The following is a 20,613-nucleotide window of genomic DNA, read 5'->3' as shown; positions in this document are numbered from 1 at the left end:
TGCGCAGCTCTCCTCGTCGAACCTATTGGTCCTCCATTCGCGCCCGTGGTGCAAGCGCCGTCTTCACATTGCGCTGTTGATCTAGGCTAGGAAAGCCATTCGAAAAGCGAGGAAAGACTTGGCTTTGCAGAAATCCGTGCCGAGCGGGCGAGATCGGCCGGCAGCGCGGCGGCGATCCGCGGCGAAAGCGCGAGGATGGCAGCCTTGCATTCGCCAAGCTCGGGAAACGCCGCCAGCATCCGCTGATAACCCTCCGCCTGGCCGACCGAGAGCAGCAGGACGTGGTCGATTGGTCCGGCTTCTAGCGCCGCGCTGACAAGGGATCGCTTCGGCAGTCGTGGCCGCACCTCGTAGACCTCCCAGGTCGACCAGGAAATGCCGGCCGCATCCAGCGCCGACTCCAGCGTGCCGGTGCGCCGCCTGCCAACGGCGCAGAGCAGCCGGTCCCCGGGCCTCAGGCCCGCCGTCAGGGCGAGATGCCCCATCTCCGCGGCGTTCCCGCACGCGGTCCAGACATGAGGGAACCCGGCCTCCCGCGCCGCCGCCGCCGTGGCCTCGCCGACGGCGAGAAGCGGCCGGGCGTCGCCAAAAAGGGCGGCCGCCAGCGAGGGGATGGCCCGCGCACTGGTCGCCGCGAAACCGGCCCAGGCTTCGCCCTCGGCGATCTCTGGCGGCAACCCGTCAAGCACGACAGTCTCTTCCACAGGAAGGATGAGCGGCTCGTGCCCTCGGTCGGCCACACGCTGCGCCGTCTTGGCCGCCGCCTCGGCGTCGCGAAGAATCAGGACCCGGGCCATTGCCCAAACTGCATCGTCAAAGCGCCCGAAAACCCGCTCAAGCCGCCCAGCCTTCGAAGAAATCCGGACCTGCCGCGGCGAGGACGTCCCGGCCTGCCAGCCGGCCGATCATCTCGGCATCTTCGACGACGCCGGTGCGGTGGGTTTCGTGCATCTCGCTGCCGTCCGGCTTGAGGATGAGGCCGTGGAGCGAGACGGTCCCGTCGTCCCCCACCGTGGCGTGGGCCGCGATCGGCGTGCGGCAGGACCCATCGAGTTCGGCCAGAAAGGCCCGCTCGGCGGTCAGCGCGACCATGGTGGGTTGGTCCGAAATTGCGGCGACGAGGCCGTCGGCCCGCTCGTCGCCCAGCCGGCTTTCGATGCAGATCGCCCCCTGCCCCGGCGCTGGCGGAAACCGCTCCGGCGAAAGCACCTCCGTCGCCACATGGGCCATGTCCATGCGGTTGAGACCCGCAAGCGCGAGCAGCGTGCCGTCCGCCTGGCCCTCCTCCAGCTTGCGCAGCCGGGTCTGCACATTGCCGCGAAAGATGATGACGTTGAGGTCCGGCCGCATCCGCTTGATCATCGCCTGGCGGCGCAGCGACGCGGAGCCGACGGTCGCCCCCTCAGGCAGTGTCTCGATGGTCGGCGCCGCCTTGCCGATGAAGACGTCGCGCACATCCTCGCGCGGCAGAAAGGCCGAGATGCTGAGGCCATCGGGAAGCGCTGTTGCCATGTCCTTCGAGGAGTGCACAGCGATGTCGATCCGCTCCTCCAGAAGCGCGACTTCGATTTCCTTGGTGAACAGCCCCTTGCCGCCCACTTCCGACAGCGGCCGGTCGAGAATGCGATCGCCCGAGGTGGAAATCACCTCGATTGCGAACGCCTCCTCCGGCAAACCGTGGGCCGCCATTAGCCGTGCCCGCACTTCGCTCGCCTGCGCCAGCGCGAGCTGACTGCCGCGCGTGCCGATCCGAATCAGCTTGTCAGCCAAAATTGAACCTCTTCATTCGTGAACCGCGCTCACTCGGCGAAGCGGAATCGCGTCCACCGCCCTTCAAAACACCGCGACGCGGCCGCTTTTCCCCCTGACCGCCCGAAACAACCCTAAAAATCGAGTGCGGGGCGACCGATCTTGTGGAACATCGCGCCTCGCCGGCCAAATAGCAATTCGGACCCTGTGATGAACCATCCCTTGATCCTCGGCATCGAGACGAGCTGCGACGAAACCGCCGCGGCGGTCGTGACACGCACGGAAAATGCCGAGCCGGCCATCCTTTCCAATGTCGTCCTGTCACAGATCGAAGAACATGCGGCCTTCGGCGGGGTCGTACCGGAGATCGCCGCGCGCGCCCATGTCGAGGCGCTGGACGGCGTCGTGCGGGCGGCGCTGATTGAGGCGACGGTCACGGTCGATGCGCTCGACGCCGTGGCGGCGACGGTCGGGCCGGGCCTCGTCGGCGGTCTGATGGTCGGCGCCATGACCGGCAAGGCGATCGCTGCCGCGCGCGATCTTCCGTTCATCGGCGTGAACCACCTCGAGGGCCACGCCCTGACCCCCCGCCTCTCGCATGGCCTCGCCTATCCCTATCTCCTCCTTCTCGTCTCGGGCGGTCACAGCCAGATCCTGCTGGTGAAGGGTCTGGGCACCTATGAGCGCTGGGGCACGACCATCGACGATGCGCTGGGCGAAGCCTTCGACAAGACCGCCAAGCTCCTCGAACTGCCCCATCCCGGCGGGCCGAATGTCGAGCGCATGGCCGCCGCCGGCGATCCGAAACGCTTCTCCCTACCGCGTCCGATGAAGGGCGAAGCCCGGCTCGACTTCTCCTTCTCCGGCCTGAAAACCGCGCTGCGGCTGGCCGCCGAAGATGCGGCGCCCCTGTCCGAGCAGGACGTTTCGGATCTTTGCGCGAGTTTTCAGGCCGCGGCCGCCGAAACCGTCGCCGACCGGATCGGCCGCGCGCTCGTCCGCTTCCGCGCACTCTATCCGGATCAGGCCGAGCCGGTCCTTGGCGTCGCCGGCGGCGTCGGCGCCAACAGCCGGATCCGCGCCGCGCTCTCGGCCGAATGCGCAAAGGCCGGCGCGCGTCTCGTCGCGCCGCCGCTCGCCCTTTGCTCCGACAATGCCGCGATGATCGCCTATGCCGGGCTCGAACGCTTCGAAGCCGGCCTGACCGATCCGCTCGACACGCCGATCCGCTCGCGCTGGCCGCTCGACCGCGACGCCGCGCCGCTGGTCGGCCATGGCCGCAGAGGAGCCAAGGCATGAGCCGCTTTGCGATCGTCGGCGCCGGCGCCTGGGGCACGGCGCTCGGCGCGCTTTACGCCAGAGCCGGCCACGAGACGACGCTCCTTGCCCGCGATCCGGCGACGGCCAGGGCGATCGCTGAGGATCATCGAAACAAGCGCTATCTCCCGGAGATCGCCCTTCCCGACGGTTTGAATGCCACCACGGACCCCGCCGAGGCACTCGAAAGCGCGCAAACGGTCTTGATGGTCGTGCCGGCTCAAGGCCTCGGCGATTCCGTCGCCGCGCTTGGCGAGCATCTCGACGAAACGGTTCCGCTGGTTCTCTGCGCCAAGGGCATCGAGCGGAAGACCGGTCGCTTCATGTCGGAGTGCGTGCAGGACCTCCGCCCCCGGCAGGCGATCGGTATCCTCTCGGGTCCGAGTTTCGCCACCGACGTTGCGAGCGGCCTGCCGACAGCCGTGACGGTCGCCATGTCCGAGGAAGGCGCCGCGGACGACCTCGCCCGCCATCTCTCTACCGAAACCCTGCGCTGCTACGCGACCAGCGACATGCGCGGCGTCGAGGCCGGCGGTGCCCTGAAGAACGTGCTTGCGCTCGCCGCGGGCATCGTGGCGGGTCGCGCGCTCGGTGCGTCCGCCAAGGCGGCCATCGTGACCCGCGGCTTCGTCGAGCTGCGGCGGCTCGGCGAAGCGCTGGGCGGTCGCGGGGAGACGCTGATGGGGCTCTCCGGTCTCGGCGATCTGGTGCTCACCTGTTCGAGCCCGCAATCGCGAAACTTCGCCTATGGCATGGCGCTCGGACGCGGCGACGATCTCACCGGGCTCAAACTCGCCGAAGGCGTCTTCACCGCCGCGATCGCCGCGCGCCTCGCCCAGGACAAGGGTATCGAGGCGCCGATCGTGGATACGGTCGCGGCGGTCTTGTCCCATGAACTTTCGGTGGACGGGGCGATCCAGCGCCTTCTGGCGCGCCCCCTGAAACGCGAGGTCGGTTGAAAGCCACGCCGCCGCGCGATAGCAAGTCGCCCGACCGCTCGCGCGTCTGCCAGGACGGATCCGCCGAGCCCCAACAGAAACGGAACAGGCAACCGATGCTCTTTGCTCTTCTGTGCACCGACAAGCCCGATCACCTCTCGGTTCGCATGGAGACGCGGCCGCAGCACATCGCCTTCCTGAACGGTCTCGGCGACACGCTGAAATTCGCCGGTCCTTTTCTCGGCGACGACGAGAAGCCCTGCGGCAGTCTGGTGGTGATCGAGGCGGAGAACAAAGAGGCCGCCGAGACCATCGCCGCCGAAGATCCCTACGCCAAGGCCGGCCTCTTCGCCGATGTGACGGTCAAGCCGTGGGTCTGGTCGGTCAAGAACCCCGACGCGGCCTGAAGGAGCTGATCGCCCCCAATGCGCTACTGGCTGTTCAAGTCCGAACCGTTCAAATGGTCCTTCGACATGCAGGTCGCCGCCGGCGAAAAGGGTCAGGAATGGGACGGCGTACGCAATTATCAGGCGCGCAACTTCATGCGCGAGATGAAGATCGGCGACCGGGGCTTCTTCTATCATTCGAACGAAGGCAAGGCGGTCGTCGGCATCGTCGAGGTCATCGCCGAAGCGCATCGCGACTCCACGGCCGATAGCGACAAGTGGGAATGCGTCGACCTGAAGGCGGTGGCTCCGATGCCGGAGCCTGTGACACTCGATCAGGTAAAGGGCGAGCCACGTCTCGGCGAGATGGTGCTCGTCAACAATTCCCGACTCTCGGTGCAGCCGGTCAAGGACGACGAGTTCCGCCTGATCTGCGAAATGGGCGGCCTCGACCCGGCGAAGGTCATGGCAGACTAACAGTCTGACGCCATCGCCGGAAGGCGATGGAGCCCAGGGTCGATCGCCAGCGTTTCGACGAGCGGCGCCTCACATGCGGCACCGGCACAACTTTGACGGACACAATTGGGCGGGAAACGTTTTTCCGGTTGCAATCCGTCGGCCAAAGCTCCATTGGCGACCGAAGATCCCCTCGCCGCGACAGAGAGACGCCGCAACGGTCTCGATAACGTCGGGCCCCGAAAACATGGATCTCTCGCGACCATCGTGGGCTCGTCCAGAACAAGACCAAGAATTCCATGCGCTACCGCCCCGAGATCGACGGACTGCGTGCCATTGCCGTCCTGCCCGTGATCTTTTTCCACGCCGGGTTCAGCACGTTCGGTGGCGGCTACGTCGGCGTCGACGTGTTCTTCGTCATCAGCGGATTCCTGATCACCACGATCCTGCTGAATGACCTTGCGGCTGACCGCTTCAGCCTCGCGAGGTTCTACGAGCGCCGGGCGCGCCGCATCCTCCCTGCGCTTTTCCTGGTCACCGCCTTGAGCGCCGTGGCGGCCGCAGTCTGGATGATGCCAAGCCAGTTGGAGAGCTTCTCCAAGAGTCTCGTCGCCGTGGCCACGTTCTGGTCGAACGTCCATTTCTGGAAAGAAAGCGGTTATTTCGCCACCGCGGCGGAGTTGAAACCGCTTCTCCACACATGGAGCCTCGCGGTCGAGGAGCAGTATTACATCCTCTTCCCGGTGTTTCTCTGGATGATGTGGCGCTTTGCTCGGCGCTGGCTCTTGTCCGCCCTTGTCCTGTTGTTCGTCGCCAGCCTCGCCACCTCCGTCTGGACGACCTACGCCTACCCGTCATTCGCGTTTTTCTGGCTTCCAGCACGGTCATGGGAGCTTGGGATCGGCGTCTTTGCGGCGCTCTATCTGCAGAACCGCCCCGCGCCGGGATCCTTACCCCTCCGGCAGCTTTTAAGCCTTGCCGGACTGGGGCTCATCGCGTTTTCGATCTTCTGGTTCGATCGGGAGACGCCGTTTCCCGGCCTCAACGCGCTCGTTCCGACGGTCGGCGCGGCGCTGATCATTCTTTGCGCGACGACGGGCACCATCTGCCATCGGATTCTGGCCGCCTCGCCGCTGGTCGGAGTCGGACTCATCTCCTACAGCGCCTATCTCTGGCATCAGCCGCTGTTTGCCTTCGCGCGCCTGCGCGCTGAAACGCATCTTTCTGCCGGGATCATGGCAGGCCTCTGTGTCGCCACCATCACGCTGGCGTGGCTCAGCTGGCGCTTTGTCGAAAGGCCGTTCCGGCAAAGTGACACCATCGGACGCCGGACGATCGCGGGTCTTGCCAGCGCGGGCGCTCTGCTTCTGATCGTCGGCGGGGTGAGCGGTGACGAAACCGGCGGCTTTCGCCACGCCATCATCAACTATCGTCTCTCCGACGAGGAGCAGGAGCGCTACCGGCTGATTTCGCAAAGCACGGATGTGACGCTGGACAACCTCATGGTCGATGATGGCGCATGCCGCATATGGGTGCCATCCACGGCAGAACTCGACATGGGGCGGTTCGACCGTTGCCATGAGCGGTTTGGTCCCCCGATCGTCGTTCTGGGCGACAGCCACGCCATGAACCTCTACAACATCGTGTCGAAGACCGAAGAAGCTCCCTTCGTTCTCGGCGTGGCCCAGGGCGGGTGCCGCCCCCATACACCTCGACCGCAATGCCACTACGACGCGTTCGACGATTTCCTCCAACGACGAGCCCCGCAGCTTGGGCCGATCATCTTCCATCAATCCGGTTCTTATTTCGTCGCAGACGAAAACGGCGACGTGGACTCTCAACAGAGCTTCGACACTGGCCGATACGAGTTTCGCCCAGGCCATATCACCAGTGTGGCAGACTACCTGGCGGACATAGGCGGGGCCCATGGGATTGAGATCGTCTGGCTCGGCCCGTTCGTGGAGTACCGGCATGTCCCGTTCCAGGCCGTGTTCGACGCGCGATATCTCACGGTCAATTCGACGTCCTTCCGGATTTTCTCGAAACTCGAGCCGCTCATTCAGTCGGTCGTCGGGTCATATCGAGACGTCGAATATGTTCCGTTCAGCGAAGTGTTCGTGCTTCCCCGGGATGCGATCCGGCAGGACTGCTTTCTGTTTCACGACAAGGACCATTTCAGTGATTGCGGCGAGAGCTATCTCGCTCGTTCGCCCGGCATTCGGGGCTTCGTCGCTGATCTGGTTCACCGGGAGGTTCCAGCGAAGAATCCCGAAGCTCCGTTGTAAGCCAATGACCAGGAGCAATCGCCAACGCGCTTGTGACTGGATGCGATCGGCACGGCTCGCATGCAGGTGCGCAGCGCCGATCCTTCAATTCCGGATCGGCGAATGCTATCTAGCGGGCTGACTTGGAAACTGGGTTTGCGTCTGCCGTACCCGCGGACCGGTTTGAGAATCGCATCGCGGGGGCAGACCGAACGCTTACACAGGACGATGCAGCGGGACGCTGGGTGACTTTTCGACCAGCCCGATCGCTCGAACAATGAGGAACAGGACATCATGACCGGTATCAACGACTGGATCGACAACGAGGTGAAGACCAACGACGTGATCCTCTTCATGAAGGGCACGCCGTCCTTCCCGCAGTGCGGGTTTTCCGGCCAGGTCGTTCAGATCCTCGACTATCTCGGCGTCGACTACAAAGGCGTGAATGTCCTGACCTCGGACGAATTGCGTCAGGGCATCAAGGAATATTCCCAGTGGCCGACCATTCCCCAGCTCTACGTGAAGGGTGAGTTCGTCGGCGGCTGTGACATCATCCGCGAGATGTTCCAGGCGAGCGAGCTCAAGGGCTTCTTCGAGGAGAACGGCGTTTCCACCAATCAGGCGGCGGCCGCCAACGGCTGATCTGCCAGCCGATCACGAACCGGCAAAACGATTTCAGGGGGCGGTCTTGAACGTAGGCCGCCCCCCATTGCTCTTCTCTCAACCTTCGCCTCACCAATGTCTGGTGGGGCATTCACGGCTTCTTGAAACGCTCAGAGGCCCCGAATTCCCGCCTTCCGGATGCGGCGGGACACAGACATGCAAATCTGCGACTGGAAGAATTCAGTTCCCAGGTTAAATGGTCTGTCTGACGGACGATCTTGTCCGGTTTCGTTTTTCAATCACGAGGAACCAGCACCTCCCGGCATCGCTGCCGATGGGGGCTCTTTGGCTTTCGCCAACCAACTTGCTGGGCGCTCATCTCGAGGAAATTCATGGCACAAGCGGCACCCAAAGCCGACACGCACGGTCTTCCCTATTGGGAACTCGTGCTCATGGTGGCCTGCCTGATGGCATTGAACGCGGCGGCGATCGACATCTTCATCCCCGCCCTGCAGGACATCGGCGCCGCACTGCAGGTCGACGACGCCAATACGCGGCAATTCGTCATTTCCGCCTATCTTCTCGGCTTTGGCGGCGGACAGATCTTCTACGGCCCTCTCAGCGACCGGTTCGGCCGGCGGCCGATCCTCCTGTTCGGACTTGCCGTCTATGTTCTCGCCGCGGGAGTCGCTGCGTTCTCCGGCAGTTTCGCCATGCTCCTGACCCTGCGTGCCATCCAGGGAATAGGCGCCGCCGCGACGCGGGTCGTGGCCATCTCGGTGGTTCGCGACTGTTTCGGCGGCCGCCGCATGGCGAGCGTGATGTCGCTGGTCATGATGGTCTTCATGGCCATTCCCGTCATCGCGCCCAATATCGGCCAGGGCATCATGATGTTCGGCACCTGGCAGGAGATCTTCATCGTCGTGACCCTCTTCGGGGCGGGCGTGGCGATCTGGGCGATGCTGCGACTGCCGGAAACGCTCGCACCCGAAAACCGCCGCGAACTGACCGGAAAGCGGATCGTCGAGGCGTTCCGCATCGTCCTCACCAATCGCGTTGCCTTCGGCTACACGATCTCGACGGCCCTGATCTTCGGCGTGCTGTTCGGTTTCATCAACCAGGCCGAACAGATCTACACCGAGACCTACGGGATCGGCGCGCTGTTCACGGTGGCCTTCTCGGCGACCGCCATCTTCATGGCCGCGGCCTCGTTCCTGAATTCCCGGCTTGTCGAGACGCTCGGCATGCGCCGCCTCTCCCATGGCGCGCTACTCGGCTTCATGGGGCTGGCGGTCCTGCATCTCATCGTCGCCTATCTCTGCGGCGGTGCGGCGCCCTTCTGGTTCTTCGTGCCGGTGATGACTCTCAATTTCTGCCTGTTCGGCTTCATCGGCACCAATTTCAACGCGCTGGCCATGGACCCGCTCGGCCATGTGGCAGGAACGGCATCCTCCGTCCTCGGCTTCATGCAGACCTTCGGTGGCGGGCTCTTCGGTGCCTTCATCGGCTACACCTATGACGGCACCCTGATCCCGCTGCTCCTCGGCTTCATCGGCCTCGCCGCAGGAGCGACCTTGTGCGTCTTTCTCGCCGAAGGCCGGCTGTTCGACGCGAAATACGACGATGACGCCGCCTTTGCGGAAGCCGATGCGCCGGCCAGGCAGGGCGCGGCGGAGTAGCCGCCGGCAATCTCCGCACGTTCTCGCGTACCGTAGCCGCGACTACGCAGCGTCCGGGAACAGACCGTCCCGGCAGGCACGCCAGGCCGCTTCGTCGCAGGCCGCGATGAGCGTGCCCTTTCGGTCGCGAGACGTGTAAGGCGATCCATCGGCCTTCATGATGTGGCCGCCCGCTTCCGACACGATCAGCGTGCCCGGCAGGTGATCCCAGGGCATGAGCTTCGAATAGACCGCGAAATGCGCCCCGCCCGAGGCGACGAGCCGATATTCATGTCCGGCGCAACGGTAGTTCGCGGCAATGTTGAGCTTGTCGAGCCGCGAAAGCAGCGCCGTCTTCTCGGAGGCGGGAAAGTTGGAGTAGCTGACGCAACCCACGGCCTCCTTCAACGGCGCGGCGGAGGCGGTGCGCAGCACAGCCGCCTCGCCGTCTCCCGACCGGCGGAGCGCACCCGCCCCCTTCTCCGCCAGCATGCAGTCGTCTCCGAGCGGGTCGTAGATCAGGCCCGCAACCGTCTCGCCGCGGCTGACCACCGCCATCATCACGGCAAAGAGTGGCACACCGGCCGCGAAATTGGCCGTCCCGTCCACCGGATCGACGACCACGGCGAGATCGGCCTCGTCGAACCGGTCGAGCAGCGCCGGCTCGGCTGCGACCGATTCTTCGCCGACGAAGAGCGCATCCGGCAGGATCGACCGGCACTCGCGGGCGATGAACCGCTCGGCCGCCTCGTCGGCTTCGGTGACGAGATCGGTGGCGGACGTCTTCTCGCGGATGTCCGCATCCGACAAATTGCGGAAACGCGGCATGATCTCCGCGCGAGCCGCCTCGCGCAGGAGATCGGCAAGACGGGCGACATCGATATTGGCGGTCAAACGTCGGTTCCTTGATCGTTGAGGGAGAGGCCCGCGAAATCGAAGATCTGCGGGTCGACCAGATGGCCGGGCCGGACATTGGATAGCGCACGCATCATGACAGCCTTGCGTCCGGGATAGCGGCGCTCGATATCGTCGAGCATCTGCTTGGTGAGATTGCGCTGCAACCCGTCCTGGCTGCCGCAGAGATCGCAGGGGATGATCGGGAACCGCATGGCCTCCGAAAACCGGGCGATGTCGGTCTCCGCCGACTGAATCAGCGGACGCAGCAAGAACAGGTCGCCCTCGTCATTGACGAGCTTCGCCGGCATCGCCGAGAGCCGCCCGCCATGCAGAAGGTTCATGAAGAAGGTCTCGAGGCAATCGTCGCGGTGGTGGCCGAGGACGAGCGCCTCGCAGCCCTCCTCCCGGGCGATGCGATAGAGATGGCCGCGCCGCAATCGAGAGCACAGCGAGCAATAGGTCGCGCCTTCCGGTACCTTGTCGGTCACCACCGAATAGGTGTCGCGATATTCGATCCGATGGGCAATGCCGTGGGCGGACAGCCAGTCGGGCAGCACGTGCTGGGGAAAGTTCGGCTGGCCCTGGTCGAGATTGCAGGCGAGGAGATCGACCGGCAGAAGCCCGCGCCATTTCAGATCGTGCAGGAGAGCGAGCAGCGCATAGGAATCCTTGCCGCCCGAGATCGCGACCAGCCAGCGCGCGCCCGGTCGCACCATGGCGAAGCGCTCCATGGTCTCGCGCATCTCGCGCAACAGCCGCTTGCGCAGCTTCTTGAAACCCACCGAGGACGGCACGTCGCGAAACAGCGGATGGGCGCCCTCTCGCGCCTCGTCAACGTCCGAGACGTTATCCGCTTCCTGGCTCGGCGCATTTCCGTCGTGCACCGCGGTCAGCTCTTGTGTTTCGAGCATTCTCACCTCGCGAGATTGGCGAGGCCCGGTCTAGAGGTTTGGCGGATAAAACGGAAGCCTGCGCAGTCAGAGGCAGGTCCTCCCCCGCGGCCATTGTCCCGGTTAGCGAGGAGAACCGCTACGTGGTGCGGGCTGACGACGCGCCGGCGGATGGCGCTTGTCATCCCAATAGGCAAAAGCCAGCATTGCGAGCGCGCCTAGCGGCAGAACCGACAGAAGTATGATCTGTGCGAGATTCATCGATCCAACTCCCTCAGATTGCGCTTTGCAACGGAATGTAAGACGCCAGAGATCACAAGACAAATCACGGCGAGCGCCAGCGAAGCGAATGTCTGCTTCCAGGAAAGAACATCGTCGAAAAATGCCCGCGTCATCGGTGCCAGCGTGCCGACGGCAAAAGTCGCGATCGAGATACCGTTCAGCCAGTTGGAACGCAGCTTGATCTGTTCGCGCCCCGCTTCGCTCAAATCCGCCACAGGTGCCGACTCAGACGGCGAGGTTTCCAAAAGCCACCCCTTGTTCTCATCCGAACTCATCGAGAGATGACATTAGTTCTCGTTGCCAGCCGCTTCCAGCCTGGAGAGGCGACAAAAAAGGCCGCCCGGAGGCGGCCTTTCGTAGGTTCGATCTGATGTCCGTCGCTTAGCGCGAGTAGAACTCGACCACGAGGTTCGGTTCCATCTGCACCGGATAGGGCACATCGTGGAGGCCCGGAACCCTGTTGTAGGTCGCGACCATCTTGTGGTGATCGACGTCGATGTAGTCCGGCACGTCGCGCTCGGCGAGCTGGGTCGCCTCGATGACCGCAACGTTCTGCTTGGACTTCTCGCGCACTTCGATCACGTCGCCCGGCTTGCAGACATAGGACTGGACGTTCGTGCGGCGGCCATTGACGTTGACATGGCCGTGATTGACGAACTGACGGGCGGCAAAGATCGTCGAGACGAACTTCGCGCGATACACCACAGCGTCGAGCCGGCTTTCCAGGAGGCCGATCAGGTTCTCCGAGGTGTCACCCTTGCGACGGGCGGCCTCCTCATAGATCTTGCGGAACTGCTTCTCGCGGACTTCGCCGTAATAGCCCTTCAGCTTCTGCTTGGCGCGAAGCTGCAGGCCGAAATCGCTCATCTTGCCCTTGCGGCGCTGGCCGTGCTGGCCCGGGCCGTACTGGCGGCGATTCACCGGGGACTTCGGACGTCCCCAGATGTTTTCGCCCATACGGCGATCGATCTTGTATTTCGCTGATGCGCGCTTTGTCATCGCATTTCCCTTAAAGTCAGGAAAGCCTCACGGACCGGAGCCGCAAGGCTGTTCGAAGGAAACGCGCCCTCCTCTGCCAATTCTTCAGGCTGACAGAGCGGCGTGGGCACGAACCGACGACCGCTCACGGGACACGTTAAAAACCGGCCGGGGACGGGCCCTGGCCGGTTGAGGCGGGTGTTAGCGGCTGGCCGCTTCCATGTCAACTCGCTGACGATCGCACACGGCGCCCGCCGCGAAGATCTGACGGGAAACCTCTCCAGAGGCGCCCTCGGGGCCGCACGACCCCCGCGGCGGTCAGTACTTCGCGATCACCCAGACCGCATGGATGATGCCCGGGATGTATCCCAGAAGCGTCAGCAGGATGTTGATCCAGAAGTGCTTGCCAAGGCCAACCTGCAGGAAGACGCCGAGCGGCGGCAGCAGAATGGCGACGATGATGCGGACGATGTCCATATGCGCAATCTCCGTTGAACTGGTTTTGAGCTTAACGTGAGCCCGCATTCCCCGTTCCGGATTTGCGACATGCGAAGATGCGCGTCCGCTGCCGGTGGATCCGCAATGACGCAGGAACAATCCCCGCAGCCAACGAAAAAGGCCCGCCGGAACCTCCGGCGAGCCTCGAAGCCTTACGACGATCGGCAGGCCGCGCTTAGAGCGTGCCGTTGCGCTGCTGGATCATCATGAAGGTGTCGAAGGTGTATTCGGAAAGCTGCGCCCAGAGATAGGCATCGCGCTTGAAGGCGAGCTGGTTCTCGTAGATCTCCTTGAACTTCTCGTTCTCCGAGGAGAGCTCGGCATAGGTCTCCTTCGCCGCGTCGTAGGACGCCTGGAGGATTTCCTGGCTGAAGGAGCGCAGCTGAGCGCCGCCGTCGACGAGCCGGCGGATCGCCGCCGGGTTCTTGTGGTCGTAGGAGGCGAGCATGTCGACATTGGCTGCCTGGCAGGCCGTCTTGACCAGCGACTGGTACTTGGCCGGCAGTTCATTGAACTGATCCAGATTGATGAAGGTCGAGACCGTCGGGCCGCCTTCCCACCAGCCGGGATAGTAGTAGTAGGGTGCGACCTTCACGAAGCCGAGCTTCTCGTCGTCATACGGACCGACCCACTCCGCGCCGTCGATGACGCCCTTTTCCAGCGACGGATAGATGTCACCGCCGGCGATCTGCTGCGGCACGACGCCGAGCTTCTCGATGATCTTGCCAGCCATGCCGCCGATGCGGAACTTGAGGCCCTGAAGATCCTGGACCGTATTGATCTCCTTGCTAAACCAGCCGCCCATCTGGACGCCGGTATTGCCGCACGGAAAACCGATCAGCCCCTGCGTGGCGTAGAACTCGTTCATCATGTCGATGCCGCCGCCATAATACTGCCAGGCATTGGTCTGGCGGGCATTGAGGCCGAAGGGAATCGCGGCGCCGAGAGCGTAGGTCGGGTCCTTGCCCCAGTAGTAGTAGGGAACGGTGTGAGCCATCTCGACGGTGCCGCCGGAGACCGCGTCCGCGGCCTGAAGGCCCGGCACGATCTCGCCGGCTGCGAACACCTGAACGTTGAAATTGCCGTCGCTCGCCTCGGAGATGTATTTCGCCATCGTCTCCGCGCCGCCGTAGATCGTGTCCAGCGATTTCGGGAACGACGAGGTGCAGCGCCAATTGATCTTCGGGTTTTCCTGCGCAATCGCAGGAGCCGCAAGTGCGGTTGCGGCGGCTGCGCCCGCTCCGACGCCACCGGCCTTCTTGATGAATGAACGACGATCCAAGACTGATCCTCCCAGGTAACTCAGTTCAACCGCACCGGACGCGCATCGCTCTTTAGAGCTTCACGTCATCCGCGCGGTCACGGAATCCGTCTTAAAGGTCCGCGCCCACGAAGGAAAGGCTTCCCGAAGCCAGTCGTGGCGGGTCGAAACGGACCCGGGATACGAAGCCGAAGCCCTCCTCTCCCGTGACATTCCTTCTCCCGGTTGATGCCCGTGAGAGGGGTGATCGCCGCACCGGCCACGGGACCCGACCGATGACTGGTTTTTCCAGTTCCGTTGGGTAATCTATGGCCTGTCCATCGACCCGACGAAATCGGACAGGAGAAGACTCCCATGAGCCGGGCGCACCGTATCTCCCGTATCTTCGTAACGCTGGCTTTCTGCCTGGCCATCGCACCCGCGAGCGCGGCACCGCGCCAGTTCGGGTCCTTCGTCGTCGACAGCGATCAGCCGGATGTCATTCGCCTGCAAGGCGAGATCGGTGCGCTGGAGCGGTTCAACTTCGTCGATGCGACCGAAGCCGCGCCCGACGCGCGGACGATCCTGCTCGACAGTCCGGGCGGCAGCCTGATCATCGCCCTCGGCATCGCAGAGGATATGCGCCGGGCGGGCTTTTCGACCGTCGTTCCGGAGGATGCGCGCTGCTATTCGGCCTGCTCCTTCCTGTTCTTTGCTGGCAAGGACCGGGAGGCGCGCGGCAAGCTTGGCGTCCATCAGGTCGCCTCGACGGAATCGCGCGACTTCGGCTTCGCCCAGGCCGTCCTTTCCCGTGCGGTGCGGTTTCTGCAGAAGACGGACACCGCACCGGACGTCCTGGCCATCATGCTGGCGACGCCCAGCAACGCCATGCATGTCTTCAGCGAAGAGGAACTGGAGAGACTGGCCATCAACCGGCTCGGTCCTGGCACGGAGATCGTCCCGCCCGGGACCGTGCCACGCGTGGCGCTGGCCCGCCCGACGAATCCGGTCGTCTCTCCACCCCCGGCCCTTGCCCCCGCCTCGACCCTTGACGGGGCGAGCCTTTTGGCCGTTCGCTCCTGCGACGAACTCGCGGCCTACCCGCAGGATCCCGCCAAACCTGCCGGTATTGTCGGCGTCGCCTGGAACGATCTCGACCCCGCCCAGGCCGTCGAGGAGTGCGAGAAGGCGCTGGCCGCGAAGCCCGAGGATGCGAGGGTGCAGTTTCAGTTCGCCCGCGCGCTCGACAAGGCGAAACGCTGGGACGAAGCCTTCCAATGGTACAACAAGGCCGCCGAGCAGGATCATGCGGCCGCCTTCAACAATCTCGGCACCCTCTACCGGGACGGGGACGGCGTCGCCCAGGATTATACGAAAGCGCTGGAGGCGTTCGAGAAGGCAGCCGCCCTCGGCGACGTCAACGCCCAGAACCAGATGGGCCGGTTCTATCAGTTCGGCTGGGGCGTGGACACGAACGACAGGGAAGCCGCGAAATGGTATCTGTTTGCGGCGAAGAACGGCAATGCGACCGCGCAGTACAACGTCGCCTGGATGTATGCCAACGGCCGGGGTGTGGAACAGGACTACGAGACCGCCCTCACCTGGTATCGCAAGGCCGCCGAGCAAAACGATTCGGACGCATTGAACGAGATCGGCCGGTTCTTCGCCAATGGCTGGGGCGTGAAGAAGGATCAGAGCGAAGCGGTCCGGTGGTACCGCCTCGCCGCCGACAACGGCAGTGTCCACGCGCAGAACAATCTCGGCTGGGCCTATGCCAATGGTGAGGGCGTCAGAAAGGACCAGCGAGCCGCCTTGGACTGGTATCGCAAGGCCGCGGATCAGGGTCACGCGAACGCCCAGAACGAACTTGGCCGGCATTACCGCAATGGCTGGGGCGTGAAGGCGGACGATCGGACGGCCGCGGAATGGTATCGCAAGGCCGCGGAGAACGGTAATGTTCACGGGCAATACAATCTCGGCTGGCTGTATGCCTGCGGTTGCGGCGTGACGAAGAACATCGACGAGGCCGCGCGCTGGTACAGAAAAGCCGCCGAACAGGGCCACGAAGACGCTCGAAAGGAGCTGCGGCGGCTGGGGCGGAGCTGATCGCGTTCGCCGTTCCCGCCGGAGACGGCCGGTTGCCGGTTGTTCCAAACGTCCAACACCCTTTGACCCGATCCACAATGACGAGGAGGCCCGGCATGACCGGAGGGAGTCCCTTTTCGATGCGTGCGTCCGTCTTCTTCGCAATGCTGAGTGTCTGGCTGTGTCTCGCTACGAAGACGCAGGCCGCGCCGATGACCTTCGAATTCGTCGGCAATGGCGGCAATTGCGACCAGTGCGAATGGATCGCGGCCACGGGCGTGATCGAGCCTGATACGGCCGAAAAGTTCGCCGCGCAGTTCGGCGGCACGACGTTCGGCACGGTCGTGCTCGATTCGCCCGGCGGCAATCTCAAGGCGGCGGTCGAACTCGGGCGTCTGATCCGCAAGAGCAATCTGAAGACGGTCGTGGCGGCAAGCGAAGTACGGCCCGGCACGACGTTCTACGAGCAGAAGCCGGGCCACTGCCTGTCGGCCTGCGCCTTCACCGTTCTCGGCGGTGTCGAGCGCGATGTCTCCCCAGGCTCGAAGGTCGGCGTCCACCAGTTCTTCAATTCGGAGGGCCTCTTCGATCCGACCGAGAAGGCCTATACCCCGCTCGATTTCTCCGAGCTCCAGCGCATCAGCGCCGACATTCTGCAATATGTCGTCGACATGGGTGCGGAAGCCGGCTTCATGACGCTGGTCGGCCGCAACGCACCGAGGACCATGCATATCCTGTCGGAAGACGAACTGGTCGACCTGCGGGTGTCCTGGGACCCGAACGCCTTCACGCCCTGGACGATCGAAATGGACGGCGAGGGGCTGATCGCCGTCAGCCGCTCGCGCGACGAGACCCGGAGAGAGGTCGTCTTCTGCCTGAGGGGCAGAGGCCAGTTCATGATGACGCAATGGCCGGCCGACGAGTGGGGCTATCTCGCGACGGTCATCGAAGACCAGTCGCATCTGAAGCTTCTCGGCATGACCATCGACAGGGAGCGGGTCGTCGTGCGCACCGACGAGGACAAGCTGTCCTTCATCGCGCCCTTCGAGGGCACACCCCGGCCGGAAGAAGCGGCCTTCGGCGGGCTCTACTTCATGGAGAGCAGCCTGGAACTTGGCCGCCGCAGCTATTGGGTCGCGCCATTCAATGCCGATAATTTCGATCAGGCCTACCGTCTGGCGGTGAACGAAGCGAACTGCATCGGCTGAGCGGAAAATTTCTTCGTTCCGGCAGGCCGCGCCTTTGGCGATGACGCGGAAAGCGCCTAGATCGCGGGAAACATCATCGAAGGCCTGCCATGTCCCCTGCCCCCATCCTCGTCGCCGTGCCGGCCGACGTTCGCGACTACGAGAAATATCGCTGGCACGCCACGCCCGACACCTATCTGAAAGCGCTGGTGAGAGTGGCCGGGGCGACGCCGGTGATCGTGCCGTCCATGGCGGACGAACTCGATCTCGACGCCGTACTCGATCGCGTCGATGGAGTGCTCACCACGGGCTCGGCCTCCAACGTCCATCCCGATCGCTACGGCGTTTCCCCGAGCCCGGCCCACGAGCCCTATGACCCGGCCCGCGACAGCGCGAGCGAACAGCTGATCCGCAAGGCGATCGATCGCGGGCTGCCGCTGCTTTGTGTCTGCCGGGGCCATCAGGAACTGAACGTCGCCTTCGGCGGCACGCTTGCCACCGAGGTTCAGGACTTGCCCGGCCGCATGGATCACCGGGCGATCACTCACGAGGATCAGCGAGAGCGCTACGCCACACGCCACGACGTCGCGATCACGCCCGGCGGCCTGCTCGAAACGATCGTCGGGCCGGGGCCGATCCGGGTCAATTCGCTTCATCGGCAAGCGATCGACCGGTTGGGCGATGGGCTGCGCGTCGAGGCGATGGCGCCGGACGGGATCGTCGAGGCGGTTTCCGTCGAAGGGGCACCGGCTTTCGCGCTCGGCGTTCAGTGGCACCCGGAATATTGGGCCGAGACCGACGCTCCGTCGGCCGCGATCTTCAAGGCCTTCGGCGCAGCCTGCCGAGGCGAGGCATCAACCGAAGGCGCAAGTCGGCTCCGCGCGGGCGAAGAACTCGCCCGCGCGGAGCCCCTGCATCAGAACTCGTAGGTCAGCGCGGCTTTGAAGGTGCGCCCGGCCTCGCTGTAGAATTCCCGCTGCTGGGTGGCACTGTCGGGAATGTCGAGTGCGTCGTAATAGGTCTCGTCGAAGACATTGTAGACGCCGCCGCTCAGCTTCAGCCCTTCGATCTGGGTGGGCTTGTACCAGGCCGTCAGGTCGAGAAGCGCGTAGCTCGGCGTGCGGTTGATGTCGCTTTCGACATCGTCGCGCGCCGCCGCAAGCGTGAGATAGGCGTCCGCACCCAGCATGCCGTTATCATAGCCGAGATTGAGGATGCCCTTCATCGCCGGGATCGAGTTGAGATGCTCGTCCGTTTCGCGATCCCGGCCGACATAGGCGGCAAAGCTCGCCCCGGTATGCCATTCCGGCGTGATCTGCCAATGGGCGGATGCTTCCACGCCGTAGATCTCGACGCTGGCGCGATTGATGTACTGGGTGATACCAAAGGGATAGGCTCCGGCCGGAATGCCGACCGAGGCAGGGTCCACGGACACCTGGTCGATGAAGTTCTTGTAGCGATTGTAGAACCCGGCGACCTTTCCGCCCAGAACCGCGTCGCCCAGTTCGATGCCGGCCTCGAAGCCATTGCTGGTCTCGGGCTCCAGATCCGGATTGCCGAGGGCGAGATAGGTGCCCGGCCCGCCATAGCTGAGATAAAGCTCGGCCGCGGTCGGCGCGCGAAAACTCTGCGCCCATTGCCCATAGATCGAAACGCCGTCGAAGACGTCGTACTCGCCGCGCAGCTTCGGCGAGATCGCGCTGTCGCTCGACGCGGCGGGAAGCCCGGTCACGGTCGGATTGGCGAGATAGGCCGCCGTTTCCTGCGGGTTCTCCTCGTAATAGTCGAAGCGCACGCCGGGCGTCAGGCGGAACCGCTCGGTCAGAGCGATCTCGTCCTGGATGAACAGGCCGAGCGTCGTGCCCTCGACCTCGGGCATGTCGGCCTGATTGGTGTGCAGGAAGTTGCAGGTGTAGAAGGCGAAGGAATAGGGCGGAGGCGGACAACTGTCCTCGCCGGCCGCATATTGCTCGGTGTGGCTCTCGAAGAGTTCGCCGCCGACGCTGACACCGTGCGTCACGCCGCCGAAGTCGAAGCGCTTCAGAACGCTGCCGGCGATGCCGACATTGGTCTCCTGAATGTCGCTGAGACGGGCATAGTCGCCGGCCGGGGTCGTCAGCCGGGTGCCGTAGAAGTCGTCCGCCAGATCCTGACGCTGCCAGTAGATCACGACGTCGGCTGCGTCGAGCCAGAGGCCGGCATCGGGACCGAGTTCGTAGTTCGCCGACACCCGCTTGCGCTTTTCGACCTGGACGTTGCGGGCCGACCCCGGAGCGTAGGTCGTCGCCGAACTGGTGCGCGAGTCGATGTCGTCCTCGCGGTCGTAGATATCGACCGTGAAGCCCAGGACCTGATCGACGCCCATGTGCTGGCGCAGCTTCACGAGCAGGTTCTTCTGGTCGTAGTCCAGCGGCTCGGCGGCCGTCCGATCGGCGCCGTAGACGTCGACCGTCCCCTGGTTCTCGATCTCGTGGCCGTCCCGGTAGCCGCCCTGGATCATCATATAGGTTTCGCCGAAGCGGGCCGCGAGGGCCTGATCGACGCCCCAGCTGTCGTCCTTGCTGTCATAGCTGAGCCGCGAGAGCCCGCCGAAATTCTTGCCGTCCTTCAGAAGGTCTTCGGGATTGAGCGTGCGCAATGCGACGACACCGCCGAGTGCGCCGGCGCCGAACACGCTCGAATCCGCCCCCTTGACGATGTCGAGTCCGGACAGAGTGTCGAAGTCGAAGGAGGACGGGCCGCCCGTGACGCCCCGCGCACCATCTTCCAGCCAGGGCACGCGAATGCCGTCGATGGTCGTGAGAACGCGGCTGGAGTCGAGGCCCCGCACATTGAAGCTTCGGGTCGCCTCATTGTACGAAACGCCGGGATCGAGCCGGCTGATGTCGTCCGGATCGTCGATCTGGGCGGCGTCGAGTTCGGCGCGTGTGACGCGGGTCGTCAGGACGGTCTCGGCGCTGGTCGCCGGCGCGACCTGATCGCCTTCGCCAGCCCCGCCCTCGTCGGCCGAGCCCTCGATGACGACCGGCATGAGCTGGACGCTGCCGTCCTCGTCGATCACCTGGGCCGATCCACTCGACATCGTCATCAACATGATTGCCATGCCGGACGCAGTGCCGGCAAGGCGACGCTTGTAGCGAGCCATTTTGGGTCCCCTCGAATGTTCGTGGAATGGGACCTGGCTG

General features: G+C 64.2%; 19 protein-coding genes. 10 read left to right on the top strand and 9 right to left on the bottom strand.

Annotated features, from left to right (window positions below):
• Positions 1-86: 86 nt before the first annotated feature.
• Complete coding sequence (locus MF134_RS07015) at positions 87-797, bottom strand: uroporphyrinogen-III synthase (RefSeq protein WP_255338715.1); 711 nt, start codon at positions 795-797, stop codon at positions 87-89.
• A 37-nt stretch (positions 798-834) separates the two neighbouring features.
• Entirely contained in the window at positions 835-1,770 is a 936-nt protein-coding gene (gene hemC, locus MF134_RS07010) for a hydroxymethylbilane synthase (protein WP_255338714.1), read from the bottom strand.
• A 189-nt stretch (positions 1,771-1,959) separates the two neighbouring features.
• On the opposite strand from hemC, the gene tsaD reads away from it, so the two are divergent.
• The 7 genes from tsaD to MF134_RS06975 all read left to right on the top strand — a co-directional run bounded on the left by tsaD (position 1,960) and on the right by MF134_RS06975 (position 9,392).
• A complete protein-coding gene (gene tsaD, locus MF134_RS07005) occupies positions 1,960-3,048 on the top strand; it encodes a tRNA (adenosine(37)-N6)-threonylcarbamoyltransferase complex transferase subunit TsaD (protein WP_255338713.1) in 1,089 nt (362 codons plus the stop codon).
• Positions 3,045-4,025, top strand: a complete 981-nt coding sequence (locus tag MF134_RS07000) for an NAD(P)H-dependent glycerol-3-phosphate dehydrogenase (RefSeq protein ID WP_255338712.1) — start codon at positions 3,045-3,047, stop codon at positions 4,023-4,025. The genes tsaD and MF134_RS07000 overlap by 4 nt, the downstream gene beginning before the upstream one ends.
• A gap of 95 nt (positions 4,026-4,120) precedes the next feature.
• The gene (locus MF134_RS06995) at positions 4,121-4,411 is read left to right on the top strand and encodes a YciI-like protein (protein ID WP_255338711.1); all 291 of its coding nucleotides are present in this window, start codon (positions 4,121-4,123) and stop codon (positions 4,409-4,411) included.
• A gap of 18 nt (positions 4,412-4,429) precedes the next feature.
• Positions 4,430-4,867 (top strand): EVE domain-containing protein, encoded by a 438-nt coding sequence (locus MF134_RS06990; RefSeq protein ID WP_255338710.1) that lies wholly within the window; start codon positions 4,430-4,432, stop codon positions 4,865-4,867.
• Between the two features lie 278 nt (positions 4,868-5,145).
• Positions 5,146-7,131, top strand: coding sequence for an acyltransferase family protein (locus MF134_RS06985; RefSeq protein WP_255338709.1), 1,986 nt, complete (start codon positions 5,146-5,148; stop codon positions 7,129-7,131).
• A 273-nt stretch (positions 7,132-7,404) separates the two neighbouring features.
• Positions 7,405-7,752, top strand: a complete 348-nt coding sequence (grxD, locus tag MF134_RS06980) for a Grx4 family monothiol glutaredoxin (protein WP_255338708.1) — start codon at positions 7,405-7,407, stop codon at positions 7,750-7,752.
• A 353-nt stretch (positions 7,753-8,105) separates the two neighbouring features.
• On the top strand, positions 8,106-9,392 hold the full coding sequence (locus MF134_RS06975; protein WP_255338707.1) for a multidrug effflux MFS transporter: 1,287 nt from the start codon (positions 8,106-8,108) through the stop codon (positions 9,390-9,392).
• 42 nt (positions 9,393-9,434) lie between these two features.
• On the opposite strand, the gene MF134_RS06970 is transcribed toward MF134_RS06975, so the two are convergent.
• The 6 genes from MF134_RS06970 to MF134_RS06945 all read right to left on the bottom strand — a co-directional run bounded on the left by MF134_RS06970 (position 9,435) and on the right by MF134_RS06945 (position 14,198).
• Positions 9,435-10,265 carry an inositol monophosphatase family protein gene (locus MF134_RS06970; protein ID WP_255338706.1) on the bottom strand — a complete coding sequence of 277 codons (831 nt, stop codon included), beginning with the start codon at positions 10,263-10,265 and terminating at the stop codon, positions 9,435-9,437.
• Positions 10,262-11,179: a tRNA 2-thiocytidine(32) synthetase TtcA gene (gene ttcA / locus MF134_RS06965; RefSeq protein WP_255338705.1), complete on the bottom strand. Its 918-nt coding sequence runs from the start codon at positions 11,177-11,179 to the stop codon at positions 10,262-10,264. The genes MF134_RS06970 and ttcA overlap by 4 nt, the downstream gene beginning before the upstream one ends.
• Positions 11,180-11,415: 236 nt before the next feature.
• Positions 11,416-11,715, bottom strand: a complete 300-nt coding sequence (locus MF134_RS06960) for a hypothetical protein (protein ID WP_255338704.1) — start codon at positions 11,713-11,715, stop codon at positions 11,416-11,418.
• Positions 11,716-11,821: 106 nt separating this feature from the next.
• A complete protein-coding gene (gene rpsD, locus MF134_RS06955) occupies positions 11,822-12,439 on the bottom strand; it encodes a 30S ribosomal protein S4 (RefSeq protein ID WP_255338703.1) in 618 nt (205 codons plus the stop codon).
• Between the two features lie 297 nt (positions 12,440-12,736).
• Entirely contained in the window at positions 12,737-12,895 is a 159-nt protein-coding gene (locus MF134_RS06950) for a YqaE/Pmp3 family membrane protein (protein ID WP_255338702.1), read from the bottom strand.
• Positions 12,896-13,091: 196 nt separating this feature from the next.
• Complete coding sequence (locus tag MF134_RS06945; RefSeq protein ID WP_255338701.1) at positions 13,092-14,198, bottom strand: TRAP transporter substrate-binding protein; 1,107 nt, start codon at positions 14,196-14,198, stop codon at positions 13,092-13,094.
• A 333-nt stretch (positions 14,199-14,531) separates the two neighbouring features.
• Between MF134_RS06945 and MF134_RS06940 the strand changes: the two genes are divergently transcribed.
• From MF134_RS06940 to MF134_RS06930, 3 genes are all read left to right on the top strand, one after another.
• Positions 14,532-16,262: a tetratricopeptide repeat protein gene (locus MF134_RS06940; RefSeq protein ID WP_255338700.1), complete on the top strand. Its 1,731-nt coding sequence runs from the start codon at positions 14,532-14,534 to the stop codon at positions 16,260-16,262.
• A 95-nt stretch (positions 16,263-16,357) separates the two neighbouring features.
• The gene (locus MF134_RS06935) at positions 16,358-17,449 is read left to right on the top strand and encodes a COG3904 family protein (protein WP_255338699.1); all 1,092 of its coding nucleotides are present in this window, start codon (positions 16,358-16,360) and stop codon (positions 17,447-17,449) included.
• 89 nt (positions 17,450-17,538) lie between these two features.
• Entirely contained in the window at positions 17,539-18,357 is an 819-nt protein-coding gene (locus MF134_RS06930) for a gamma-glutamyl-gamma-aminobutyrate hydrolase family protein (RefSeq protein WP_255338698.1), read from the top strand.
• Here MF134_RS06930 and MF134_RS06925 read toward each other — a convergent pair.
• Complete coding sequence (locus MF134_RS06925; RefSeq protein WP_255338697.1) at positions 18,345-20,573, bottom strand: TonB-dependent hemoglobin/transferrin/lactoferrin family receptor; 2,229 nt, start codon at positions 20,571-20,573, stop codon at positions 18,345-18,347. The two genes, MF134_RS06930 and MF134_RS06925, sit on opposite strands and share 13 nt — an antisense overlap.
• Between the last annotated feature and the right edge of the window lie 40 nt (positions 20,574-20,613).

It is taken from the genome of Jiella marina (assembly GCF_024359545.1).
In the GTDB taxonomy this organism is placed as follows: Bacteria; Pseudomonadota; Alphaproteobacteria; order Rhizobiales; family Rhizobiaceae; genus Jiella.
This window is presented reverse-complemented; position numbering and strand designations above follow the sequence as displayed.

Bases quoted from the DNA above. Each gene is read 5' to 3' on its own strand.
- rpsD (WP_255338703.1), bottom strand. From the start codon at position 12,439: ATGACAAAGCGCGCATCAGCGAAATACAAGATCGATCGCCGTATGGGC.
- MF134_RS07000 (WP_255338712.1), top strand. From the start codon at position 3,045: ATGAGCCGCTTTGCGATCGTCGGCGCCGGCGCCTGGGGCACGGCGCTC.
- MF134_RS06985 (WP_255338709.1), top strand. From the start codon at position 5,146: ATGCGCTACCGCCCCGAGATCGACGGACTGCGTGCCATTGCCGTCCTG.
- MF134_RS06925 (WP_255338697.1), bottom strand. From the start codon at position 20,573: ATGGCTCGCTACAAGCGTCGCCTTGCCGGCACTGCGTCCGGCATGGCA.
- MF134_RS06990 (WP_255338710.1), top strand. From the start codon at position 4,430: ATGCGCTACTGGCTGTTCAAGTCCGAACCGTTCAAATGGTCCTTCGAC.
- grxD (WP_255338708.1), top strand. From the start codon at position 7,405: ATGACCGGTATCAACGACTGGATCGACAACGAGGTGAAGACCAACGAC.
- MF134_RS06960 (WP_255338704.1), bottom strand. From the start codon at position 11,715: ATGAGTTCGGATGAGAACAAGGGGTGGCTTTTGGAAACCTCGCCGTCT.
- ttcA (WP_255338705.1), bottom strand. From the start codon at position 11,179: ATGCTCGAAACACAAGAGCTGACCGCGGTGCACGACGGAAATGCGCCG.
- MF134_RS06935 (WP_255338699.1), top strand. From the start codon at position 16,358: ATGACCGGAGGGAGTCCCTTTTCGATGCGTGCGTCCGTCTTCTTCGCA.
- MF134_RS06975 (WP_255338707.1), top strand. From the start codon at position 8,106: ATGGCACAAGCGGCACCCAAAGCCGACACGCACGGTCTTCCCTATTGG.
- MF134_RS07015 (WP_255338715.1), bottom strand. From the start codon at position 797: ATGGCCCGGGTCCTGATTCTTCGCGACGCCGAGGCGGCGGCCAAGACG.
- MF134_RS06930 (WP_255338698.1), top strand. From the start codon at position 17,539: ATGTCCCCTGCCCCCATCCTCGTCGCCGTGCCGGCCGACGTTCGCGAC.
- tsaD (WP_255338713.1), top strand. From the start codon at position 1,960: ATGAACCATCCCTTGATCCTCGGCATCGAGACGAGCTGCGACGAAACC.
- MF134_RS06995 (WP_255338711.1), top strand. From the start codon at position 4,121: ATGCTCTTTGCTCTTCTGTGCACCGACAAGCCCGATCACCTCTCGGTT.
- MF134_RS06940 (WP_255338700.1), top strand. From the start codon at position 14,532: ATGAGCCGGGCGCACCGTATCTCCCGTATCTTCGTAACGCTGGCTTTC.
- MF134_RS06950 (WP_255338702.1), bottom strand. From the start codon at position 12,895: ATGGACATCGTCCGCATCATCGTCGCCATTCTGCTGCCGCCGCTCGGC.